Annotated in this window: 11 protein-coding genes; 7 read left to right on the forward strand and 4 right to left on the reverse strand. The window is 53.9% G+C overall.

Annotation, left to right across the window (positions count from 1 at the left end; translation table 11 throughout):
* Window positions 1-169: 169 nt before the first annotated feature.
* The 4 genes from NSS64_RS06205 to NSS64_RS06220 form a co-directional block, all read right to left on the reverse strand.
* Window positions 170-2,026: a collagen-like protein gene (locus tag NSS64_RS06205; protein WP_341139574.1), complete on the reverse strand. Its 1,857-nt coding sequence runs from the start codon at window positions 2,024-2,026 to the stop codon at window positions 170-172.
* Window positions 2,027-2,258: 232 nt separating this feature from the next.
* Window positions 2,259-2,468 (reverse strand): hypothetical protein, encoded by a 210-nt coding sequence (locus NSS64_RS06210; protein WP_341139575.1) that lies wholly within the window; start codon window positions 2,466-2,468, stop codon window positions 2,259-2,261.
* Window positions 2,469-2,702: 234 nt separating this feature from the next.
* On the reverse strand, window positions 2,703-3,998 hold the full coding sequence (locus tag NSS64_RS06215; RefSeq protein ID WP_341139576.1) for a YVTN family beta-propeller repeat-containing protein: 1,296 nt from the start codon (window positions 3,996-3,998) through the stop codon (window positions 2,703-2,705).
* Window positions 3,999-4,331: 333 nt separating this feature from the next.
* Entirely contained in the window at window positions 4,332-5,159 is an 828-nt protein-coding gene (locus tag NSS64_RS06220) for an AraC family transcriptional regulator (RefSeq protein WP_340939192.1), read from the reverse strand.
* Window positions 5,160-5,383: 224 nt separating this feature from the next.
* Here NSS64_RS06220 and NSS64_RS06225 point away from each other — a divergent pair, with 224 nt between their 5' ends.
* The 7 genes from NSS64_RS06225 to NSS64_RS06255 all read left to right on the forward strand — a co-directional run bounded on the left by NSS64_RS06225 (window position 5,384) and on the right by NSS64_RS06255 (window position 20,023).
* Complete coding sequence (locus NSS64_RS06225; protein WP_076084364.1) at window positions 5,384-6,043, forward strand: ThuA domain-containing protein; 660 nt, start codon at window positions 5,384-5,386, stop codon at window positions 6,041-6,043.
* A 24-nt stretch (window positions 6,044-6,067) separates the two neighbouring features.
* Window positions 6,068-7,171, forward strand: coding sequence for a Gfo/Idh/MocA family protein (locus tag NSS64_RS06230; protein ID WP_341139577.1), 1,104 nt, complete (start codon window positions 6,068-6,070; stop codon window positions 7,169-7,171).
* A gap of 577 nt (window positions 7,172-7,748) precedes the next feature.
* Window positions 7,749-9,467, forward strand: a complete 1,719-nt coding sequence (treC, locus tag NSS64_RS06235; RefSeq protein WP_445667777.1) for an alpha,alpha-phosphotrehalase — start codon at window positions 7,749-7,751, stop codon at window positions 9,465-9,467.
* 419 nt (window positions 9,468-9,886) lie between these two features.
* Window positions 9,887-11,869, forward strand: a complete 1,983-nt coding sequence (treP, locus tag NSS64_RS06240) for a PTS system trehalose-specific EIIBC component (protein WP_341139578.1) — start codon at window positions 9,887-9,889, stop codon at window positions 11,867-11,869.
* Window positions 11,870-12,066: 197 nt separating this feature from the next.
* Entirely contained in the window at window positions 12,067-12,786 is a 720-nt protein-coding gene (gene treR, locus NSS64_RS06245; protein ID WP_340939196.1) for a trehalose operon repressor, read from the forward strand.
* A 28-nt stretch (window positions 12,787-12,814) separates the two neighbouring features.
* Window positions 12,815-13,888, forward strand: a complete 1,074-nt coding sequence (locus NSS64_RS06250) for a response regulator (protein ID WP_341139579.1) — start codon at window positions 12,815-12,817, stop codon at window positions 13,886-13,888.
* 180 nt (window positions 13,889-14,068) lie between these two features.
* Window positions 14,069-20,023 carry an S-layer homology domain-containing protein gene (locus tag NSS64_RS06255; RefSeq protein WP_341139580.1) on the forward strand — a complete coding sequence of 1,985 codons (5,955 nt, stop codon included), beginning with the start codon at window positions 14,069-14,071 and terminating at the stop codon, window positions 20,021-20,023.
* Window positions 20,024-20,245 lie beyond the last annotated feature (222 nt).

Consider the following 20,245-nt stretch of genomic DNA (forward strand, 5'->3'; position numbering starts at 1 on the left):
AAAAAGCTCGTAGAGGCAGGGTTGTATGACTTCCCTAACCAATACGAGCGTCTAATGACAAGTGGAATATGGGGTTGAACCACGGTAAACTGAATGGCAGTACGTTGATGTGAAAGTCAGATTAGGTAGCCAACTGTTCGATTGTTGGAGATGTTCTCTCAAATTGTGGTTAAGCTAACATGAATACTGTTACTTCGACAGAATTTCCTTTCATTGCTGCATTAGCGGATTTGGACTTAACAGTTAAAATGGCATTTGGTAAACCTATTAAATTGATAATTGCTGAAGAACTGTGATTAGCATTGGAATTATTGGCTGTTGAGGTCTGGGTACCGGCAATTGGCGTTGTTAGATTTAAATAGAATTGAAAAGAGGAGTTGTTGTTAGTTGTGGCTACAGAATATGATGCGTAATAAATATGATTCCCGGTAAGCGTAATCTGCCCTGTTGTTGTATTGAGCGTAATATTACCTCCTGCACTGGCTGAAACGGTGTTAAAGGGCACGGGACCCGAGGCACCTAAGGTAGGAGTTGTAGAGAGAGTCGCGAATAAAAGATTAGTGGATAATACGCCGGTGGCCCCGGTGGGTCCCCTAACACCCGTGGCGCCGGTGGCGCCAGTAGCGCCGGTAGCGCCCGTGGCGCCGGTAGCGCCTGTAGCACCTGTAGCGCCGGTGGCGCCGGTGGCGCCAGTAGCGCCGGTAGCGCCCGTGGCGCCGGTAGCGCCCGTGGCGCCGGTGGCGCCGGTAGCGCCGGTGGCGCCGGTGGCCCCAGTAGCGCCGGTGGCGCCGGTGGCGCCGGTAGCGCCGGTGGCCCCGGTGGCCCCGGTAGCCCCGGTAGCCCCGGTAGCCCCGGTGGCGCCGGTGGCGCCGGTAGCCCCGGTGGCGCCGGTAGCGCCGGTGGCCCCGGTGGCGCCGGTAGCGCCCGTGGCCCCGGTAGCGCCGGTAGCGCCGGTGGCGCCGGTGGCCCCGGTGGCTCCAGTAGCGCCGGTAGCGCCCGTGGCGCCGGTGGGGCCGGTAGCGCCCGTGGCGCCGGTGGCGCCGGTAGCGCCTGTGGCCCCGGTGGCGCCGGTAGCGCCCGTGGCCCCGGTGGCGCCGGTAGCGCCCGTGGCGCCGGTAGCCCCGGTGGCACCGGTAGCGCCGGTAGCGCCGGTAGCGCCGGTGGCCCCGGTGGCCCCGGTAGCGCCGGTAGCGCCGGTAGCGCCTGTGGCCCCGGTAGCGCCGGTAGCGCCCGTGGCCCCGGTAGCCCCAGTGGCCCCAGTGGTCCCGGTAGCGCCTGTGGCCCCGGTTACTCCCGTAGCGCCACTAACTCCAGTAGGTCCGGTAACACCTGCCCCGGTCGGCCCTGTAGCGCCAGTCGCCCCCTGTTGTCCAATTTCGATCCACGGGCCCCAGTGGTCCCCGTTATCCTGACTGCTACGGTAGAAGAGGACAGGGTTCGAGATATAGATCTGCTGCACGAAGGTACCTACCTGTGAGACATACAAGGTCCAAACCGCCGGATGGGTTACAGGCTGCGGACCGTTCTGAGGCACCGGACCCGTAGGATTATTGGAGCTATAGACACCCGCTTCTATGAAGCTGTTAAGATTAGAATCAGAAGACTCTACGTTTTCGGGAAATGCGCCTACATCTGCAGCATCCAATACGACAACACCGGCCTGGCCGTTGACCGTGGTGACGGCGCCTGCGGCGCCAGTGGGTCCGACAGGTCCGGTGGGACCCTGCAAGGTTGGAACGTTGGCGGCGGTCTTGAGCTTGGAATCGAGCATCATCTCCTGTCGGAAGATCGTGTCGAGCATGGCTTGGGTGCTGCTGTTGACCTCCAGCATCTGCGCCAGTGTGGCGGGGGGACCGCTTAATCCTGGTAGTGTACCCAGAGCGAATTGAATTTTCTCGCCTTCTGCATTAATGATATGAGCAAGTCCCAACTCTTCCATCGCAATAGAAGAGAACAACAGATTGACGACATCATCCCTCGATAAGGTAATCGAAGGAGTGATGTTTGGAATATTGGGGTTAGACATTCATACGCCTCCTTATAGGTGGGGATGTATTAATATATTCGTAGATTCTATTTTGGAAACGTACATAAACCTATTTATAGTAATTCTTCAGTACAAAAGACTAGTAGAGCATCTGATTTAATTCTATGAATAGGGTCGAATCCCGGAGGTTCCGAATCACGGGACTACACCGGCCGGCCGAGTGTGCTGCTAACGGACCTGAGAGACCCTGGAAAATACCACGTTTTGTGTTTTAACGGACGTTGTACCCGTATGAGGTGACTGTCCAGTCGTCCCGGTTGAACCTGTAGCTACGGCGCCTGTCACTGCCGTATATTACTCTGACGGTCTCAATGACCCAGCCGCTAGTGTAATTGCCGATGACGTCACCCAGTCCCATCAACGTAGCGATGAAGGTACAGACCGCCGAGAAGCAGGCGAATATAATCTTCCAGAGCAGCATTTCGGCTTCCTTCCTTATGCTTGAAAGCCGGTTAAATCAGCAGAACTGCGGGACTTAGCCTTCAAGGTAGATTGCCTACTGGATTATTGACTATACGATCTTCAGAACAAACGAAAAGCTCGCACTGGCAGGGAATGCTGACTTTCCTGCACAGTACGAGCGTATACCTCAATTGGATTTGAACGATTGAACAGCCGTATTCCGAATAGCCAGAAGAGGATGTTTAAATTGTGATTAGTTTAACATTACTACTGTTACTTCAGTAGAAACTCCTCGCATAGTTACATTCGTTGTTAAACTCTGAACAGTTAAGATCGCATCTGGTGCTCCTATTAAATTGATAATAGCTGTGGAACTGTGATTAGCATTGGAGTTATTGGCTGTTAAAGTCTGGGTACCAGCAATTGGAGTTGTTAGATCCCTATAGAATTGAAAAGAGGTGTTATTTGTACTTGTAGCCACAGAATACATAGCCAAATAGACATGGTTTCCGGTGAGAGTAATTTGTCCTTGAGTCAATCCTGAAGTAGAAAGTGTGATATTGGTTCCTAAGCTTGTTGAAATGGCGTCAAAGGGTATGGGACCTGAGGGATTTATGACAGCATCTGTAGACAGAGTCGCGAATAAAAGCTCATTGGATAATACCCCGGTTGGACCGGTTGGACCCCTAACACCCGTGACGCCGGTAGCACCCGTAGCCCCGGTAGCACCCGTAGCCCCGGTAGTGCCGGTAGCCCCGGTGGCGCCAGTAGCGCCGGTAACGCCCGTGGCGCCGGTAGCGCCAGTAGCGCCGGTAACGCCAGTAGCGCCGGTAACGCCCATGGCGCCAGTAGCGCCGGTAGTGCCCGTGGCGCCGGTAGCCCCTGTCCCTGAACCGGTGGGTCCAGTCGCTCCGCGAGGTCCCGTAGCGCCGGTAGCCCCTGTCCCTGAACCGGTGGGTCCAGTCGCTCCGCGAGGTCCCGTAGCGCCGGTAGCCCCTGTCCCTGAACCGGTGGGTCCAGTCGCTCCGCGAGGTCCCGTAGCACCGGTAACCCCTGTAGCTCCTGTCCCTGGCCCGGTGGGTCCTGTCACTCCACGAAGGCCTGTCGCTCCGCGGGGTCCTGTCACTCCTGCGCCGGTCGGTCCGGTCGGACCTCTTGCTCCAGTAGGCCCTGCCCCTCCGCCGTTATGTTCTCCAAGCAGTTCTTCAGACACTAACCGGTGTGCCGTTACCAGTTGGCCGGTGCTGCTCTTGCCCCACACCGAGACTTGAATCGGTCCGCTGGCTTCAGATGCTTCCGGTGTAACAAAGGTAAATTCAAAACCGTTAAAATCAGCGTAATAATTTTTCGTAATGACTTGATTCGGTGCAATATGATGTAGCTCGCTTACATACAAGACTCTTACCCCGGCATTTAAATAATATCCCTGAATCGATATTGTAGAAGCCATGTCAACGCTGCGGTTATCGACTTTAATAGTAACCTGCTGGGTAGGTCTCACTCCGCTAACCGGATTATTCTCAATCGGTCCTGTTGATAAAAGGGCCATTACTTTATCACTTCCTGTCAGTAGATTTGAATTCCTTCAAGTATGCGCCCCGGAATAGTATGGTATCGGCTGTTTAACTATCACCACTCCTTTTCCATTCATCCTCTAGTGGGCAGCTTATTAATGATTAGTATAGTAATATTCAGGCTTGGCGGTTTGGTGTGGACTTAGAGGTTGAGTCCGTTATAACAGGGCAAATGAACAACAGATAGAGACGCCTCCAGCAGAGTTGTAAGAAATATCCATGCCCTAACCCCATACAACCGCAAAAAACCCCGCAAGGATACTCTCCTATACGAGGTTTTTTAACTCTCTCTTTAAGAATATTTCAAGCTATCGCAGCTCACTCGGTGTCCGCAGCTTGACCTGCTTGAACACCCGGTTGAAGGTGCGGATGTTGGTGAAGCCGCATTCCAGGGCGATATCCAGAATGCTTTTGTCGGTGCCCAGCAGCAGCCGTTCCGCCTGGTTGACGCGGATGCTGTTCAGGTAGGCGACGAAGCTCATGCCTGAGATACTTTTGAAGAAGCGGGAGAAGTAGAACAGGCTCATATTGGCATGCCGGGCGGCATCGGCCAGGGTGATGGGGTGCATGTAATGGACATCCAGATACTCCAGCACCTCCTGCATAATCTTCATATTGGTAATGCGCCGCTTATCCTTATGCGGATTCACGATATCCAGCGGCATCTGCCGCAGAATCAGCGCACACAGCTCATGCAGCAGGCCGGTCACCAGCTGTTCATGATGCGGGGGCTTCTCCAGATACTCTTCGAGCAGCTCCTGCATAATCGCAGGCAGCCGGGGATTGCCTTCTGCCGGGGCAGATGGGCTGTTATGTAGAAAAGGGGACATCAGCCGCATATTCAGAGGCCAGCCGGCCGGATATCCGATCAGGGAAGGATTGAAAATAACCATCAGCAGCTTGGACTGGCTGTTCTTGCTGTCATAATAATGAATATCCCCGCTGCTGCATACGGCCAGATCGCCGGCGGTCAGCACCCGTGTCTCGGAGTTAATCCCCATCCGGATCGATCCCTCCAGGACATAGACAATCTCCAGATCATTATGCCAGTGGGCCAAAAAATCAATATTACGGCTTACAAAGGCAGTGAAGGGAAACGCATAGCCATACGTCCGGTTCTCGTGAAACGCTCTCATGGTTACTCCTGTTCTCGTCCTCCCGGCAGTTCGTCAGGAAGCGGTTTCAGTGATTTAGTGTTTACTGCATAATGCAGTCTTAAATTTAGCAAAAAATGACCATTCCTACAAGCAAAATGACGAGCAGGAACGGCCGCAATGAATTACAATTTCTTCAGGAAGACCGGTTCTTAATCAATCTATAACCCGAACTTGGATAAATAGGACAAAAAGGAGAGCTTGATATGGCAAAGAAGGCATTGATTGTAAAAGGCGGATGGGACGGGCATGAACCGAATGAGGTAGCGGCGATTTTTGCGGATATTCTTAAGAATGAAGGCTTCGAGGTTGAAGTCTCGGATACGCTGGACAGCTTCAATGATGCTGAGGCGCTGAAGGCGCTGAACCTGATCGTGCCGGTGTGGACCATGGGTGAAATCAAGGGGGAGCAGTGTTCGGCGGTTCTGGCTGCTGTGGCTTCCGGCGTAGGCATCGCGGGCTGTCATGGCGGGATGTGCGATTCCTTCCGTACCAATACGGAATGGCAATTTTTGACCGGATCGCAATGGGTGGCACATCCCTTCAACGATGGGGTGGATTATGAAGTGAACATCGTGAAATCCGGCTCCAGCCCGATTGTGGAAGGTATGCAGGACTTCATGGTGAAGTCGGAGCAGTATTATCTGCACGTCGATCCGGCGGTGAATGTACTGGCTACCACTACTTTTGTTATGAGTGAAGGGGAGCATTCGGCCAATGGTGTCATCACGATGCCGGTCGTCTACACGAAGAAATGGGGCCAGGGCAAGGTATTCTATAACGCGCTTGGACATCATGCGGATGTGTTCGATATTCCAGAGGCCAAGGAACTGATGCGCCGGGGCTTCTTGTGGGCAGCCAAATAAACGAAGGACAAGGTGGGAGACAGCGTGCGTAAAGTAAAAATTGGGATTGTCGGCTGCGGAAATATCAGCGGCATTTATTTCGAGAATTTGACGGGAACGTTCAAGAATACGGAGGTCTACGCCTGTTCGGATCTAAATCTGGAGCGGGCGCAGCAGGCGGCTGAGCAATACGGAGTGCCGAATGTCTGGACGACAGCGGAGCTGCTGGCTTCGGACGAGATTGAGATTGTCGTGAATCTGACCACGCCTAATTACCATTTCGATGTGTGTAAGCAAGCACTGCTCGCAGGCAAGCATGTGTATGTGGAAAAGCCGCTGTCGCTGTCGCTTGAGCATGGGACTGAGTTGGTGGAGCTGGCTAAGGAAAAAGAATTGTTCATCGGCTGCGCGCCGGACACCTTCCTCGGAGCCGGTCTGCAGACCTGCGCGAAGCTGATCGCGGACGGCTACATCGGAGAGCCGGTGGCGGCGACGGCCTTCATGCTCTGCCACGGGCATGAGAGCTGGCACCCGGACCCTGAATTCTACTATCAGGCCGGAGGCGGCCCGATGTTCGATATGGGCCCGTATTATCTGACGGCTCTGGTATCTCTGCTTGGTCCGGCCACTACGGTATGCGGCATGACGAAGACCTCGTTCCCTACCCGGACGATCACCAGTGAGAAGAAGTTCGGCAAGGTGGTGGACGTTGAAGTCCCTACGCATGTGGCCGGAACAATCCAGTTCGCCAGCGGTACAGTTGCCACGATGATTACCAGCTTCGATGTCTGGCACAGCACGCTCCCGCGCATTGAGATCTACGGCTCGCTGGGCACCCTGATTGTGCCGGACCCGAACACCTTCGGCGGCCCGATCCTGCTGCGTCCGGCGCATAGCTCCGAATTCAAGGAGATTCCGGTGGTCCATAGCTATGAGGGCAACAGCCGGGGCATCGGCGTGGCGGATATGGCCCGCTGCATCGGGACCGGAGAGACCCCGCGCGCTAACGGCGAGCTGGCGAATCATGTGCTGGAGATCATGCACGCCTTCCACACCAGCTCCGATTCGAAGCGCTATGCCGAGCTGACCACCACCTGCGAGCAGCCGAAGCTGCTGCCGCTGGGACTGATTAAGGGATATTTGGAGTAGTAAATAGTAGCTAAGCATAGCGAAAAATAGCGCGAATAAGCGAAGAGTGTAGAGGTAATAGCATTTTAACAAGCAGCGTTCTGTCCCCGGTTGCGGGGAGGGGCGCTGTTTTTTTGTGAGGTGGAGTGGTGGATGCTCAGCCCGAAGGTACGTGGACCCAGTGTATGCGAAAAACCGCACACAATTTAAAGGTAGAGGCGCGTGAGCCGAATGTATGTCAAAAACAGCATACATTGTGCTCGAAAGCGGCATACGACTCGAATGTATGTCAAAAACAGCATACATTGTGCTCGCAAGCGGCATACGGCCCGAATGTATGTGGAAAACAGCATACATTGTGTTCGCAAGCGGCATACGGCCCGAATGTATGTCAAAAACAGCATACATTGTGCTCGCAAGCAGGCACACGGCCCGAATGTATGTCAAAAACAGCATACATTGTGCCGGGGGACGGCGCGTGGGCCTAATGTATCCGTTTGTGCGAGAGCATCCTCCTCACATAACAGCCTCCCCACTGTTTGAACTTGTATATACAAGTGTAATGTATGTCAACAAGTTCTTCATGGAGGTGCTTTAGTTGAATCAAGTGAGTCAAGCCCGGACAGCGGAATGGTGGCGCCGGTCTACCGTGTATCAGGTGTATCCGAAGAGTTTCAGGGATACGACGGGGAACGGAACCGGCGATATCAGAGGCCTGACGGAGAAGCTGGATTATTTGCAGGAGCTGGGGATTGATATTGTCTGGCTCCAACCGGTCTATGTCTCGCCGGGACATGATAACGGTTACGATGTGGCCGACTATGAGCGGATTAACCCCGAATTCGGCACGATGGAGGACTTCGACGAGCTGGTAGCGGAGCTGCACCGGCGGGGAATGAAGCTCATGACGGATATCGTAGTCAACCATACCTCGACAGAGCATGAGTGGTTCAAGCAGGCGATCTCCAGCCGGGATAATCTGTACCGTGATTATTATATCTGGAAGGACCCGGCGCCAGGCGGGGGAGTACCGAACAATTGGCAGTCGAAGTTCGGCGGTCCCGCCTGGCAGTACGATGAGGCGTCAGGCCAATATTATCTTACCCTTTTCGATAAGACACAGGCAGATCTGAACTGGGAGAATGAGCAGGTTCGCAGAGAGGTCAATGAGATGATGCTGTTCTGGGCCCACAAGGGTGTGGACGGCTTCCGCATGGATGTGATTAACCTGATCTCCAAGGACCAGCGTTTCCCGGACGATGACGGGAGTGTGCCGCCGGGAGACGGACGGAAGTATTACACAGACGGTCCACGGGTCCACGAATACATCCGGGCCATGTACGACGAGGTATTTGGCCCGTATGAGCTGGTTACGGTCGGTGAGATGTCCTCTACGACACTGGAGCAGTGCATCCGCTACTCCAGCCCTGAGCAGCGGGAATTCTCGATGACCTTCAACTTCCATCATCTGAAGGTGGATTATCCGAACGGCCGCAAGTGGGAGCTGATGCCTTACGATTTCGAAGCACTCAAGCGGCTGTTCAGTGAGTGGCAGACCGGGATGCAGGAGGGTGGGGGCTGGAACGCATTATTTTTCAACAATCATGATCAGCCGCGCGCCCTCTCCCGGTTCACCGATGATACTGTGTACCGCAAGGAGAGCGCCAAGCTGCTGGCGACTACACTGCATGGACTACAGGGCACACCGTATGTCTACCAGGGTGAAGAAATCGGGATGCCGAATCCGAGATGGAAGAGCATCGAAGAATTCCGTGATATTGAATCGCTGAATATGTACCGTATTCTGTGTGAGCAGGGAACAAGTCCTGAGCAGGCCCTTGCGATTCTTCAGGAACGTTCAAGGGACAACGCCCGGACGCCTATGCAGTGGGAGAACAGCCCGAACGCCGGGTTCACTACTGGTACTCCTTGGCTGAAGGTGGATGAACGTTACCCGGACATCAATGTGCAAAGAGAGCTGGAGCGGCCGGATTCGATCTTCCATCACTACCGCAGGCTGATCGCTCTGCGCAAGGCGCATGCGGTCTTCACGGACGGCATCTACCGCAGACTGGACGAAGCACATCCCGAGGTGTTCGCTTATGCACGCATGGGGGACGGTGAGGCACTGGTGGTGGTCTCGAACTTCAGCAGTAAGGAGATCACCTTCCGGCTGCCGGACGATCACTGGACGGACTTGGGTGCTGAGGGCAAGGATACGCTTCTGCTTGGCAATACGGCAGAGCAGGCTGCATTCACGCAAGAGCTGCGGTTAAGCCCGTACGCCTCATATATGTGGCTGATCAGTCAGAACTAGAAAAGACCGAAATTGCGGGAATATACTTCGAACGTATTTTTGACCAGTTGAGCATGAACCCTAAGGAGTATAGAAAGCATTCACTTCTTAGCGAATCATCAGAGATATGTGTATTCTGTACAACTAAATGCAGTGAAATGGAAGGATTTCCTCTTCTAACTGTAGTCTATACAACTAAATTTGTCCGGATGGGCGAAAATCCAAGTATTTAGGCATCTTAATTGCACGAAATACAGCTAAGCAGAGATACGGCGGCACATCCGAGGATTTAGTTGTACAGATTGCAATTAAGCCTGCCCTTTACCCCCTGATCTGATCGGGAGCGGCAAACCCTTAGCAAGCGATTAGTTAAAGTAATTTTCACAAGTTGAAATCTGATGGGCTACTATGTATTCATCAACTATGCGAGGAGTGACAATATGGCTATAGACCGCAAAAATGTTGAAGCTATTGTCCGGGCGGTTGGGGGCAAGGAGAATATTGAGGTTGCGACGCATTGTGTGACCCGGCTAAGATTCTCGCTCTATGATGAGAGCAAGGTGGACGCGGCGGCGCTGGACGCAAATGACCTCGTGAAAGGACAATTCTCTTCCCAGGGGCAATTCCAGATTGTTATCGGTCCGGGCACGGTCGATAAAGTATATGACGAGATGATTCAACTGACCGGCGGCTCCCGCTCCTCCAAGGATGAGGTGAAGTCAGCTGCTGCCCGCAAGCAGAACCCGCTTCAGCGGGCGATCAAGACACTGGCGGATATCTTCATCCCTATTCTTCCGGCTATCGTCACTGCGGGTCTGCTGCTGGGGATCAATAACCTGCTGACCGGCCCGGGGATCTTCTTCAGCCAGTCACTGGTGGATGTCTATCCGCAGTGGAAGGATATTGCTGCCATTATTAATACGATTGCCAGCACGGCGTTTACCTTCTTGCCGGCTCTGATCGGCTGGGCTGCAGTGACCCGCTTCGGGGGCAGTCCGCTGCTCGGGATTGTATTAGGGCTGATTCTGGTTCATCCAGACTTATTAAGTGCTTACAGCTATGCTAACGCTTCTACGGAAGGGACGGTTCCAACCTGGAACCTGTTCGGCTGGCATCTGGAGCGGATCGGTTATCAGGGGCAGGTCCTGCCGGTCCTGGTATCGGCCTATATTCTGGCCAGTATTGAGAAATTCCTGGATAAGCGGGTCCATGATTCGATCAAATTGCTCGTGGTCGCACCAGTGACACTGCTGATTACAGGGTTCCTGGCCTTCACCATCATCGGACCGGTTACGTTCGGCATTGCGAATGCCATTACCTCCGGGCTGATCTATGTTTTCGATCATTTCGCCATCCTTGGCGGCTTGATCTACGGCGGATTCTATTCGCTGCTGGTTATTACGGGAATGCATCACACCTTCCTGGCCGTGGACGTTCAGCTGATCGGCAGCGAAGGAGGCACATTCCTGTGGCCGATGCTGGCCCTCTCCAACATTGCCCAGGGTGCCGCAGCTCTTGCCATGATATTCGTGGTCAAAGAGCAGAAGGCCAAAGGTCTGGCCGTCACCTCTTCCGTCTCGGCGTTCCTCGGAGTCACCGAGCCGGCGATCTTCGGGGTAAATATCCGCTACCGTTACCCGTTCATCTTCGGGATGATCGGCTCCGCGATGGCCGGAGTGCTGCTGACCGTTAATCAAGTCCGCGCCACTTCCATTGGCGTGGGGGGAGTACCTGGCTTCCTGTCGATCTTCCCTAACCAGTGGGGCGTATTCTTCGTCGGGATGGCGATCGTACTGATTGTGCCGTTTGTTGCCACGGTGCTGTATGGCCGGGCAGTCGTGCAGCGGGCGGCGAATAAATCAGATGCTGCTGGAGAAAGCGCGGCAGTATCCGGTCCGTCAGACACAAGCAAAGAGCTAAGCAGCCGCAGCTCCGTTCAAGGCTCGCAGGAGCCGGTGAATATTCTGGAGCTGGCCTCGCCGCTTAGCGGAACGGCGGTGCCGCTGGAGCAGGTTCCTGATCCCGCTTTTGCCGAGAAGCAGATGGGGGAAGGGATTGCCATTGAACCTTCCGAAGGCAAGGTCTACGCTCCCTTCGATGCTACAGTGGCCCATGTGATTAAGAGCAAGCATGCGCTGATTCTGGAGCATGCCAGCGGAGTCCAGGTGCTGATCCATGTCGGGATCAACACCGTGTCGCTCAAGGGCGAAGGATTCACGGCGCGCAAGGAAATCGGCGACAAGGTGCAGGCTGGCGAGCTTCTGCTGGAATTCGATATGGAGGCCATCCGCGCCGCCGGTTACCCGCTCATTACTCCGATCATTATCCCTGCCGGGCAGGAGATGGTGGAGCGGATTGAGGAGCGGACCGGACCGGCTACCGCGAAGCAGACAAGTATTCTGACCGTTCACCTGAAGGGTTGAGCTGAGCGGATCAGGCAGGACTAAGCAAGACTTATAAGGATAGTCAGACAGCCCTGCGGGGCTGTTTTTATATAAATATACAGGGAAATAGAACGGGCACAAGAGTTGCACAAGTGACCTGAATTCGCCTGTTAAGGCAGTTTTGTTCATACACGGATGAAGTGAGGGCGTGTTACAATATAGGGCGGTGATGATTGATGAGAGAGAATATATTTTTGCAGATTTATACGGAATATAGCAACCGTATTCATTCCGGCCAGCTTGCGCCCGGAACCAAGCTGCCCTCCGAGAGTGAGCTGGCGGAGGCTTACCAGACTTCGCGGGAGACGGTGCGCAAGGCGCTGAATCTCTTGTTCCGTGAGGGCTATATTAACAAGATCAAAGGCAAAGGCTCGTTTGTGCTGGATATGACCCGGCTGGATTTCCCCGTAACCGGGCTGATCTCATTCCAGGAGCTGACAGGGACGCTCGGGGTTCCCTCGCGGACACTGGTAGAGGAGACGGTCCTGGAGCCGGCAGGCTCCCTGCTGGCCCGGCAACTGCACATCACTGAAGAGACGCCGGTGTGGAAGGTGATCCGCGCCAGAGAGATTGAAGCCGAGCGCATTATTCTGGACAAGGACTATTTCCGCTCAGATATCGTCCCATTCCTCAGCAAGGAGATCGCAGCAGGCTCTATTTTTGAATACCTTGAGTCTGAGCTGGGTCTTAAGATCAGTTATGCCAAAAAGCTGATTTCTGTTGAGCCCTCCACCGGGGAGGATCAGCGCCTGCTGGACCTGAAGCAATACACGCATATTGTCGTAGTGCGCAACTATGTGTATCTGGAGAATACCGTGCTGTTCCAATATACCGAGTCCCGGCACCGGCTGGACAAATTTCAGTTTGTGGATTTTGCCAGAAGGGTTAGGCGTTAAAACAAACTCAATCATAGGAGTGGCTTAGGTGTACACTGCCGTAATTTTGGAAGACGAGATTCCAGCGCTGGATTTGCTGGAGGTGCTGGTCAGCCGTCATGAGAGCTTCACAATATCGGGTACGTTCACCAATCCTGCGGAGGCGCTAGAACAGTTGCCCGAGCTGCAGCCGGATATTATTTTTCTGGATGTAGAGATGCCGCAGATGAACGGACTGGAGCTGGCCCGGCAAATCCGTGAGGTTTCAGAGCATGCCCACATTGTTTTTACAACAGGTCATACGCATTATGCATTGAAAGCCTTCGATGTACAAGCCCTGGATTACATTGTCAAGCCCGTTACCCCTAAAGCAATTGAACGGGTATACGAGCGGCTTGCCAGACAGCAGCCTTACCGGAGTATGCCGGAGCGGCCGGCCACCGCTTCTGTTCTGCCGGCTCCGGCACCAACCGTTACGGGCTTTGGACGGCTGGAGGTGCGTAACGAAGAGCAGCAGCTGCTCCAATTCCCTACGCGGATCTCGGAGGAACTCTTCGCCTACCTGCTCTGTCATCCTAACCGTGAGGTGGATAAATGGAAGCTGTCCGAGCTGCTCTGGCCGGATATGGATGGAGAACGGGTGCTACGCAATCTGCACACAGCCATCTATCGCGTGAAAAGAGTCATGGAGGCAGGTGGCATCCCCATGAGGATCAAAAAGACTTCTGAGGGATATACGCTGGATACCGGGGCATTCAACTATGACGTTATGCAATATCACCAGGCGGGACAAGTGCTGACAGGTCAAAGTCTGGATGCAGAGCAGCTGGAGACGCTCTTTAGCCTGTACCGGGGGCCGTTACTTCAGGGGAAGCCGTATGTATGGAAGATTTCCCTGGAAGAGAAGTATCGTCTGATCTATGAGAAGCTCAGTCTTCGGCTGATCAGCGAGAGCATATCGGGAGGTGCACTTCAGGCAGCGGAGGACCGGTTCTACGCCTGTCTGCTGGCCGATCCGCAGAATGAGGAGTTTTACCGCCAGCTGCTGCAGCTTTTTCCGGCCGAAGATCAGAACCGGCGTATGCAGCAGATGTACTCCCGGCTTAGGGAAGAGCATTCCTAACCGCAGTTTATATGAATCAACATAAGGCAGGGCGTTCACGTGTAATCGTGCGCTCTGCTTCTTTTTTTGCTTTTTGCGCAAATTAACGACATTTTTCGATCATTTGTGAGAATTTTGTGAGAGTGATTTGGTTTTATATGTATAAGCTTGCATTTCAATTATTAAGAATGGAGTGAGACAATGAAGCGTAAGAAGCTGCTCGCACTGCTAATGGTGCCCGCAATGATCCTGTCTATGTTTCCTGCACCCCTGGCTGTACATGCAGATTCAGCAGATTGGGGAGCGAGGGCTGCCTATGGCGGAGAAGGCGGAACAGAGCTTTTCCTGGGGGGCAAATTCATTGAACTGGGAGTAAGCAACTGGGGGAATTTCGGTACGATGGGCAGTAAGCCCGCTAACTTCCGTGGCACGAATTCAAGACCGAATCTGGGGATGAGCGCCGACCATGACGGCTATGGAACAGGCAAAGACCTGCCGGTCGATTACTATTTGCCGGGCACACCGGAAGAACGCTTCGCGGTAGGATACCAGAGCGAGGGAAATACATATGCGAAGTCCAATTCAGCTCTGATGAACGCCCACGATATGCCTACTAGAGTTATAAATACCTCGCAGACGGATAAAGGGATGCTAAGTGCGACCACGGTATCCACTTGGGCTGGCGCAATGGAGATTAAGCAAGTAATCAGCTTCAAGGAAGACCAGAAGTTCTACCGCAATGAAGTAACCATCACCAATCTGACGGGCAAGAAATGGGACGGGGCGCGGTATATGCGTACCATGGACCCGGATAATACAGTAGATCAGGGTGGAGCCTTTGTAACTTCCAATATGGTGACTCACACCATCGAAGAGGATGGCGCCGCCGTAGTTAGAGCGAATACCACAGGGGATAATGATCCGCTCTTCAAGGCTTTCAATTCGAGAGCACCGATCTTCTTCTACTCCAGCAATCCGCGGGCGAAGGCCTCTGTCTTCGGGTTCAGCAACAGCGACCCTTATGAAGAAGCCGCTTATGATAGCCCGGCGGCCAAGGGCAATGAAGTTGTAGCGGATAGGGGGATTACCATTACCTGGGATTCAGGTGCGATGGCTGCCCGTGAGAGCAAGAAATTCACCTATTATACGAGTCTGGACGAGAGGGATTTCAGTGAGGTCATCTCGGAAATCGAGCTGGATGAGGAGGACAGTACAGATCTGACGGAGGCTAAGGCTAACGATGGAACAGTTACGGGCAACCAGATGGTCAACATTGTCGGGGCCACCCTTGCAGATCCTATTGATCTGAGCCACATCCGTGTCAATAATCTGCCGGAAGGCCTTGACTTTGACGTGACCCGGCTCAGTGATACCGAGCTTAATTTCACGCTGAAGGGTGCTGCCGTTAACCATGGCAAGGACGCGACCACGAACAATCTGTCCGTGACGGTCGATAAGGAGAACCTGATTGGGAATTCCTCCGGTCTGACGACCAAGACCTTCAGTGTAACGTTCAGAGACCCTGCGGTGCTCAGCTTGAATAAAGGGATTGTATCCGAAGCCGTCTACGGCTCTGGAGAAATTACTGAGACGCTCGGTGTGACGCTTACTGGCGGGAAATTCGCCGCACCGGTCAATGCGGGCGATGTGCAGGTGCATGGCCTTCCAGCGGGCCTCGGCACAACAGTAACAAGAATCTCCGACACGGAGCTGGAAATCAAATTCACCGGTGCAGCTACGGTAACCAGCGATGTCTACGGAGCTTATGTAACCGTGGCCTCCGGCAAGCTGACAGGAGCAGCGGCGGACCTGAGCACGAATACCTTCAAATTCGACTTCATGGACAAAGAGCCTTATCTGGTGGTCAAGTCACCGCTGCTCTATGAGTCTGAGATGAATGACGGCACCATTGAGGGAGCGCTTGTGCTGGAGCTGAAGAACGGTTCTTTCGATGAGTCGGTGATCGAGGCTATTGAAGCGGTGAACTGGCCGCCGGGCCTGACGCCGGGCAAGATCACCGTAGATAGCCCGACTCAGATTACGGTAGCCTTGGCCGGACAGGCGGCCAGCCACAAGTCCGCTGATAGCGTGGACCGGGCGGGAGTTATGGTTGCAGGCATTCCTTCGGGAACCTTCGCTATTCTGTTCCGCTCTCCTCCGGCAGCGATTGCAGTGTCTCCTGAAGTGATTCACGATGCAGGCGACGGGACAGCGGCAGAGAAGCTGACGGTTACCCTGCGCAACGGCGTATTCACCGAAGGGATTAGCGGAGGGGTTCACCTCAACAATCTGCCGGAAGGTCTGGACTACACGGTAGTGCGGATCAGCGACACCGTGCTGGAGATCCAGATCACCGGAGAAGCAACCGGCAAGCTTGAGGCTTCGGCTTTCGCATCGGTGACTGTCGATCCGTCCATAATTGTAGACGGCGTTAAGCCGGTGACGTCAAATAACTTCGATATCCAGCTTCCGGGCACGGTGTCACTGGTGAACCGTGACGCGGCAGCCGTTACCTGGGATACGATCCGGCAGGAGAATCTGGTGCAGAAGTCTGTTGTGTCAGGGCTGCTTTTACCCGAGACAGGCGCTTTCGGCAGCACGATTACCTGGACCTCCAGCAACGAGGCTGTTATCGGGCCGGACGGGACTGTAACACGCCCTGTCTTTGCGGAGGGAGATCAGGAGGTTACGCTGACCGCTGTACTGAAGAACGGGGATTCGGAACAGACCAAGACCTTCGTGCTCACAGTCAAAAAACAGGCCGGAACCGACAACCAATCGGTAGCCGAGGATACAGACCTGCTGACCTGGAATACCATCCGCAAAGAGAATGTCAGCCAGGATTCGGTGACCTCAGATGTCTATTTACCGGCAGCCGGTGAGAATGGCAGCAGCATCAAATGGACTTCTTCAGATGAGGGGGTCATTACGCCGGATGGCAAACTTCAGGCTCCTTCCTACCTGGATGGCGATCGTACTGTTACCTTAACGGCGGTCATCACCAAGGGGGATGTAACCGAGACGAAAGAATTCGTACTCACCGTGGTCAAGCATCCGCTGACGGACGAAGAGTCCGTGAAGGAGAGCCTGGAAGCTCTGACCTGGGAGAAGATCCGGGCAGGCAATGAGCTCCAGGAGCAGGTGAAAACGAAGCTGGACCTGATTACAGAGGGCAACTATGGCAGTAAGATTACCTGGACCTCCACGGAGCCTTCCGTACTGGGTGCAGAGGGTACAGTGAACCGTCCTGGTGCTAATGAAGGGGACCGGGAGGTGACCCTTACCGCAACAATTACCAAAGGCAATGTCACCGTCATCAAGGAGTTCGTTGTAACAGTTAAGGCGAAGCGGGAGGGGCTTGATGCTCAGCTTGATGAAGCTGCTGAACTCCTGGCTATCGGGTATCAGGGGCAGGATACGGCGAAGAGTGTAACGCAAGCCATCACACTGATCTCGAAAGGCAATTATGATTCTGATGTAGTATGGACGAGCCACCGCAGCGATATTGTCAGCAACACCGGTGAAGTTCAGCGTCCGCTGAAGGATACGGTGGTTAGATTGACGGCGCGTGTTGCCAAGGAAGGCTTTTTCCGGGAGAAGGATTTCTATATTACAGTCAAAGGAACCAGCCCGGTCAACCTTCCCCAGGATGAGCTGAATATTCAAGTAACCTATGCTCCGGGAGATTCAGAGGAGTCGGTGACCCGGAATCTATTCCTGCCGAAGACAGGCGAGACCGGATCTGTGCTGACCTGGACCTCCAGTAACCCTGATGTTCTCACGAATACCGGACGGGTCAAGAGACCTGGACCGGATGAAGAGGATGTGACGGTAGAGCTTACTGTGAAGCTGGCAGACCCTGACCGTCCGGGCGAAACGCTGGTCAAGACCTTTACAATTGTTGTCAAAAAGCTCAGCGACCAGGAAGCCGCAGAGGATGCGGCAAGAAGCACCGGAATCAACACGGCGGCCACTTTCGCGCCTGGGGATACGTGGGAGAGTGTCACCGAAGCCTTCGTACTGCTGCAGACCGGCAAATATGATACGAAGATTACCTGGTCTTCGAATGAAGCATCGGTAATCGCTGTCCAGCAGAATGCCGAACAGGCCAAGGGCAATGTAACCCTTCCGCCCAAGGATACGAATGTCATTCTGACCGCAACCTTCACCCGGGGCGGGAAGAGTGCAGTTAAGCATTATCTGCTGATCGTTAAGGCAAAAGGCGTGACCAAGGACGGTGCCGTCCGTCAGGCAACCTCCAGGCAGGCAGGAATGTCTACCCCTAATGACGGCAGTCCGCTACAGCAGGGCGTAACGATTCTGAGAACGAACCTGTCGAACGGAACCAGGATTGACACGATTGTGATTGATGAGAATGAAATGTATAACCTGATTGAAGGCGTGAATCCGAATGACCCGGATGCAGCGAACCGGAAGGTAAGCATCACCCATGTGGATGATTCTGCTGCACAGGCGGATGAGATTGCGGTGGAGATTCCTTCCGGCGCGGTATCGGTTCTGGCCGGACGCAAGGCTTCACTTGATATTGTCACAGCACTGGGTTCCATCCGTCTGGATGCAGCCAGCCTGGAGCAGCTCGAAGCAACCACTACAGACCTGTACTTCCGGGTGGTACCGGTGGAGAATACCCTGGAACAGCTCAGGGTTCAGAGCAATGCCGTTCTGAACGGCGTTTCCAAGCTGGCGCTGACCAGTGACAAGACGCTCCAGACCCTTGGAGCTCCAAGGGAGATTGAAGCCAACTACAGCAAGATCAACACCAAGATTCTGCTTCCGCTCACTGAAATCGCTGGCGGCATTCCGCTGCAAAGCTCCGGGGCGCGTGATGCCTTCCTGGACAGCTTGCGGGTATATGTTGAACACAGCGACGGCGAGGTTGCCGTCTATACTCCAGCGATTGTGTATAATTCCAGCGGCGAGCCTGTAGCGCTGGAGATTCAGATTGACAAATTCAGCACCTTCCAGATTGTGCGGATTACAGATAAGAGTCCTGAGTCTTATCCAGTAACGAAGCCTGCTCCAACGGCTACACCTGCTCCGCAAGGAACCAATACTGGCATTCCGGCTGGCAGTGTAGAGCTTACTGCGAGCAGCCTGAAGGACTTGCAGAATAAAGGCGGCGAGATCGTAGTCGAGTCTGATCTGGGTACAGCCAGACTGAATGCTGCAGATATCAATCTGACAGAGCTCAGCAAGCAGTTCGGTCAAGGCAATGTGAATGTGAACGACATTGTTATTACTGCCGAGCTGACGGAGTCTGCTCCGGCCAGCGTTGAAGGATTCAAGCTTGCCGCCGGGATGCGGAAGGCGCAAACAGGCGGTACACTTGCGAACTTCTCGGTCAAGGCCAAGTATCAGGGACAGACCGTACTTGTAACCAGCCACGGCTGGGTGAAATACACGCTGCCGGTACCGGCAAATATGAAGATTACCACTGGCGTATTATACCGGGACGGTAAAATCTATCATCAGCCGACTTATGTAACAATCAAAGACGGACGTTATTATGCGACAATTAACAGTCTGGAGAACGGCGATTTCGGCTTGATCTGGAATCCGCTGGAATTCCCGGATGTGGCGAAGCACTGGAGCAAGCCGGATGTCAATGACATGGGCTCAAGACTGGTGGTAAGCGGCACGAAGGAAGCGGTCTTTGAACCGCAGCGGGCGATCACGCGGGCTGAATTCACAGCTATGCTGGCCCGAGCACTCGGGATAGTCACGCATGGGGATCAGCCGGTTAAATTCAGCGATGTCTCCGCAGGCGGATGGTACGGGCTGGAGCTTCAGGTTGCTATCGAGAACGGCCTGATCACCGGTTATCCGGACGGAACCTTCAGACCGGATAACAATATTTCCAGACAGGAAGCCATGGCCATTGTCAGCAGAGCGATGAGCATTACAGAGCTGAAGTCTTCGCGCAGCGAAGAGCAGGTTCAGCAGCTGCTGAAGTCCTTTGCCGACTCCGCATCGGTAGCGGGCTGGGCGGTTGCCAATGTGAAGCTGAATCTGTCGGCCGGCATTATTCAGGGCAGAGACGAGCAGCGTCTTGCGCCGAACGAGAATATTACCCGCGCCGAAGCGTCGGCGGCTATCCGCAGATTGCTGATTCAATCGAATCTGATTAATCCGTAAGTATAGGCATCACATAACGATTGTATAAGCAAGATCAGGGTCGTCCCCCAAGCCAGATTATGGTTGGGGGACGGCTTTTTGTTGATTTTTGAGACTACTATAGGTAGCCGGTAAACTCCGCAAAAAATGACCATTTCCTCAAGCAAAATGACGAGCAAACGGTGCTTATTTCCAGTACAATCGGTTGTAGGCGGAAATTGTACATTTTTTCGGGGGAAATTC

Origin of the sequence: Paenibacillus sp. FSL H8-0122 (genome assembly GCF_038005345.1) — a bacterium.
Lineage (GTDB): Bacteria > Bacillota > Bacilli > Paenibacillales > Paenibacillaceae > Paenibacillus_AQ.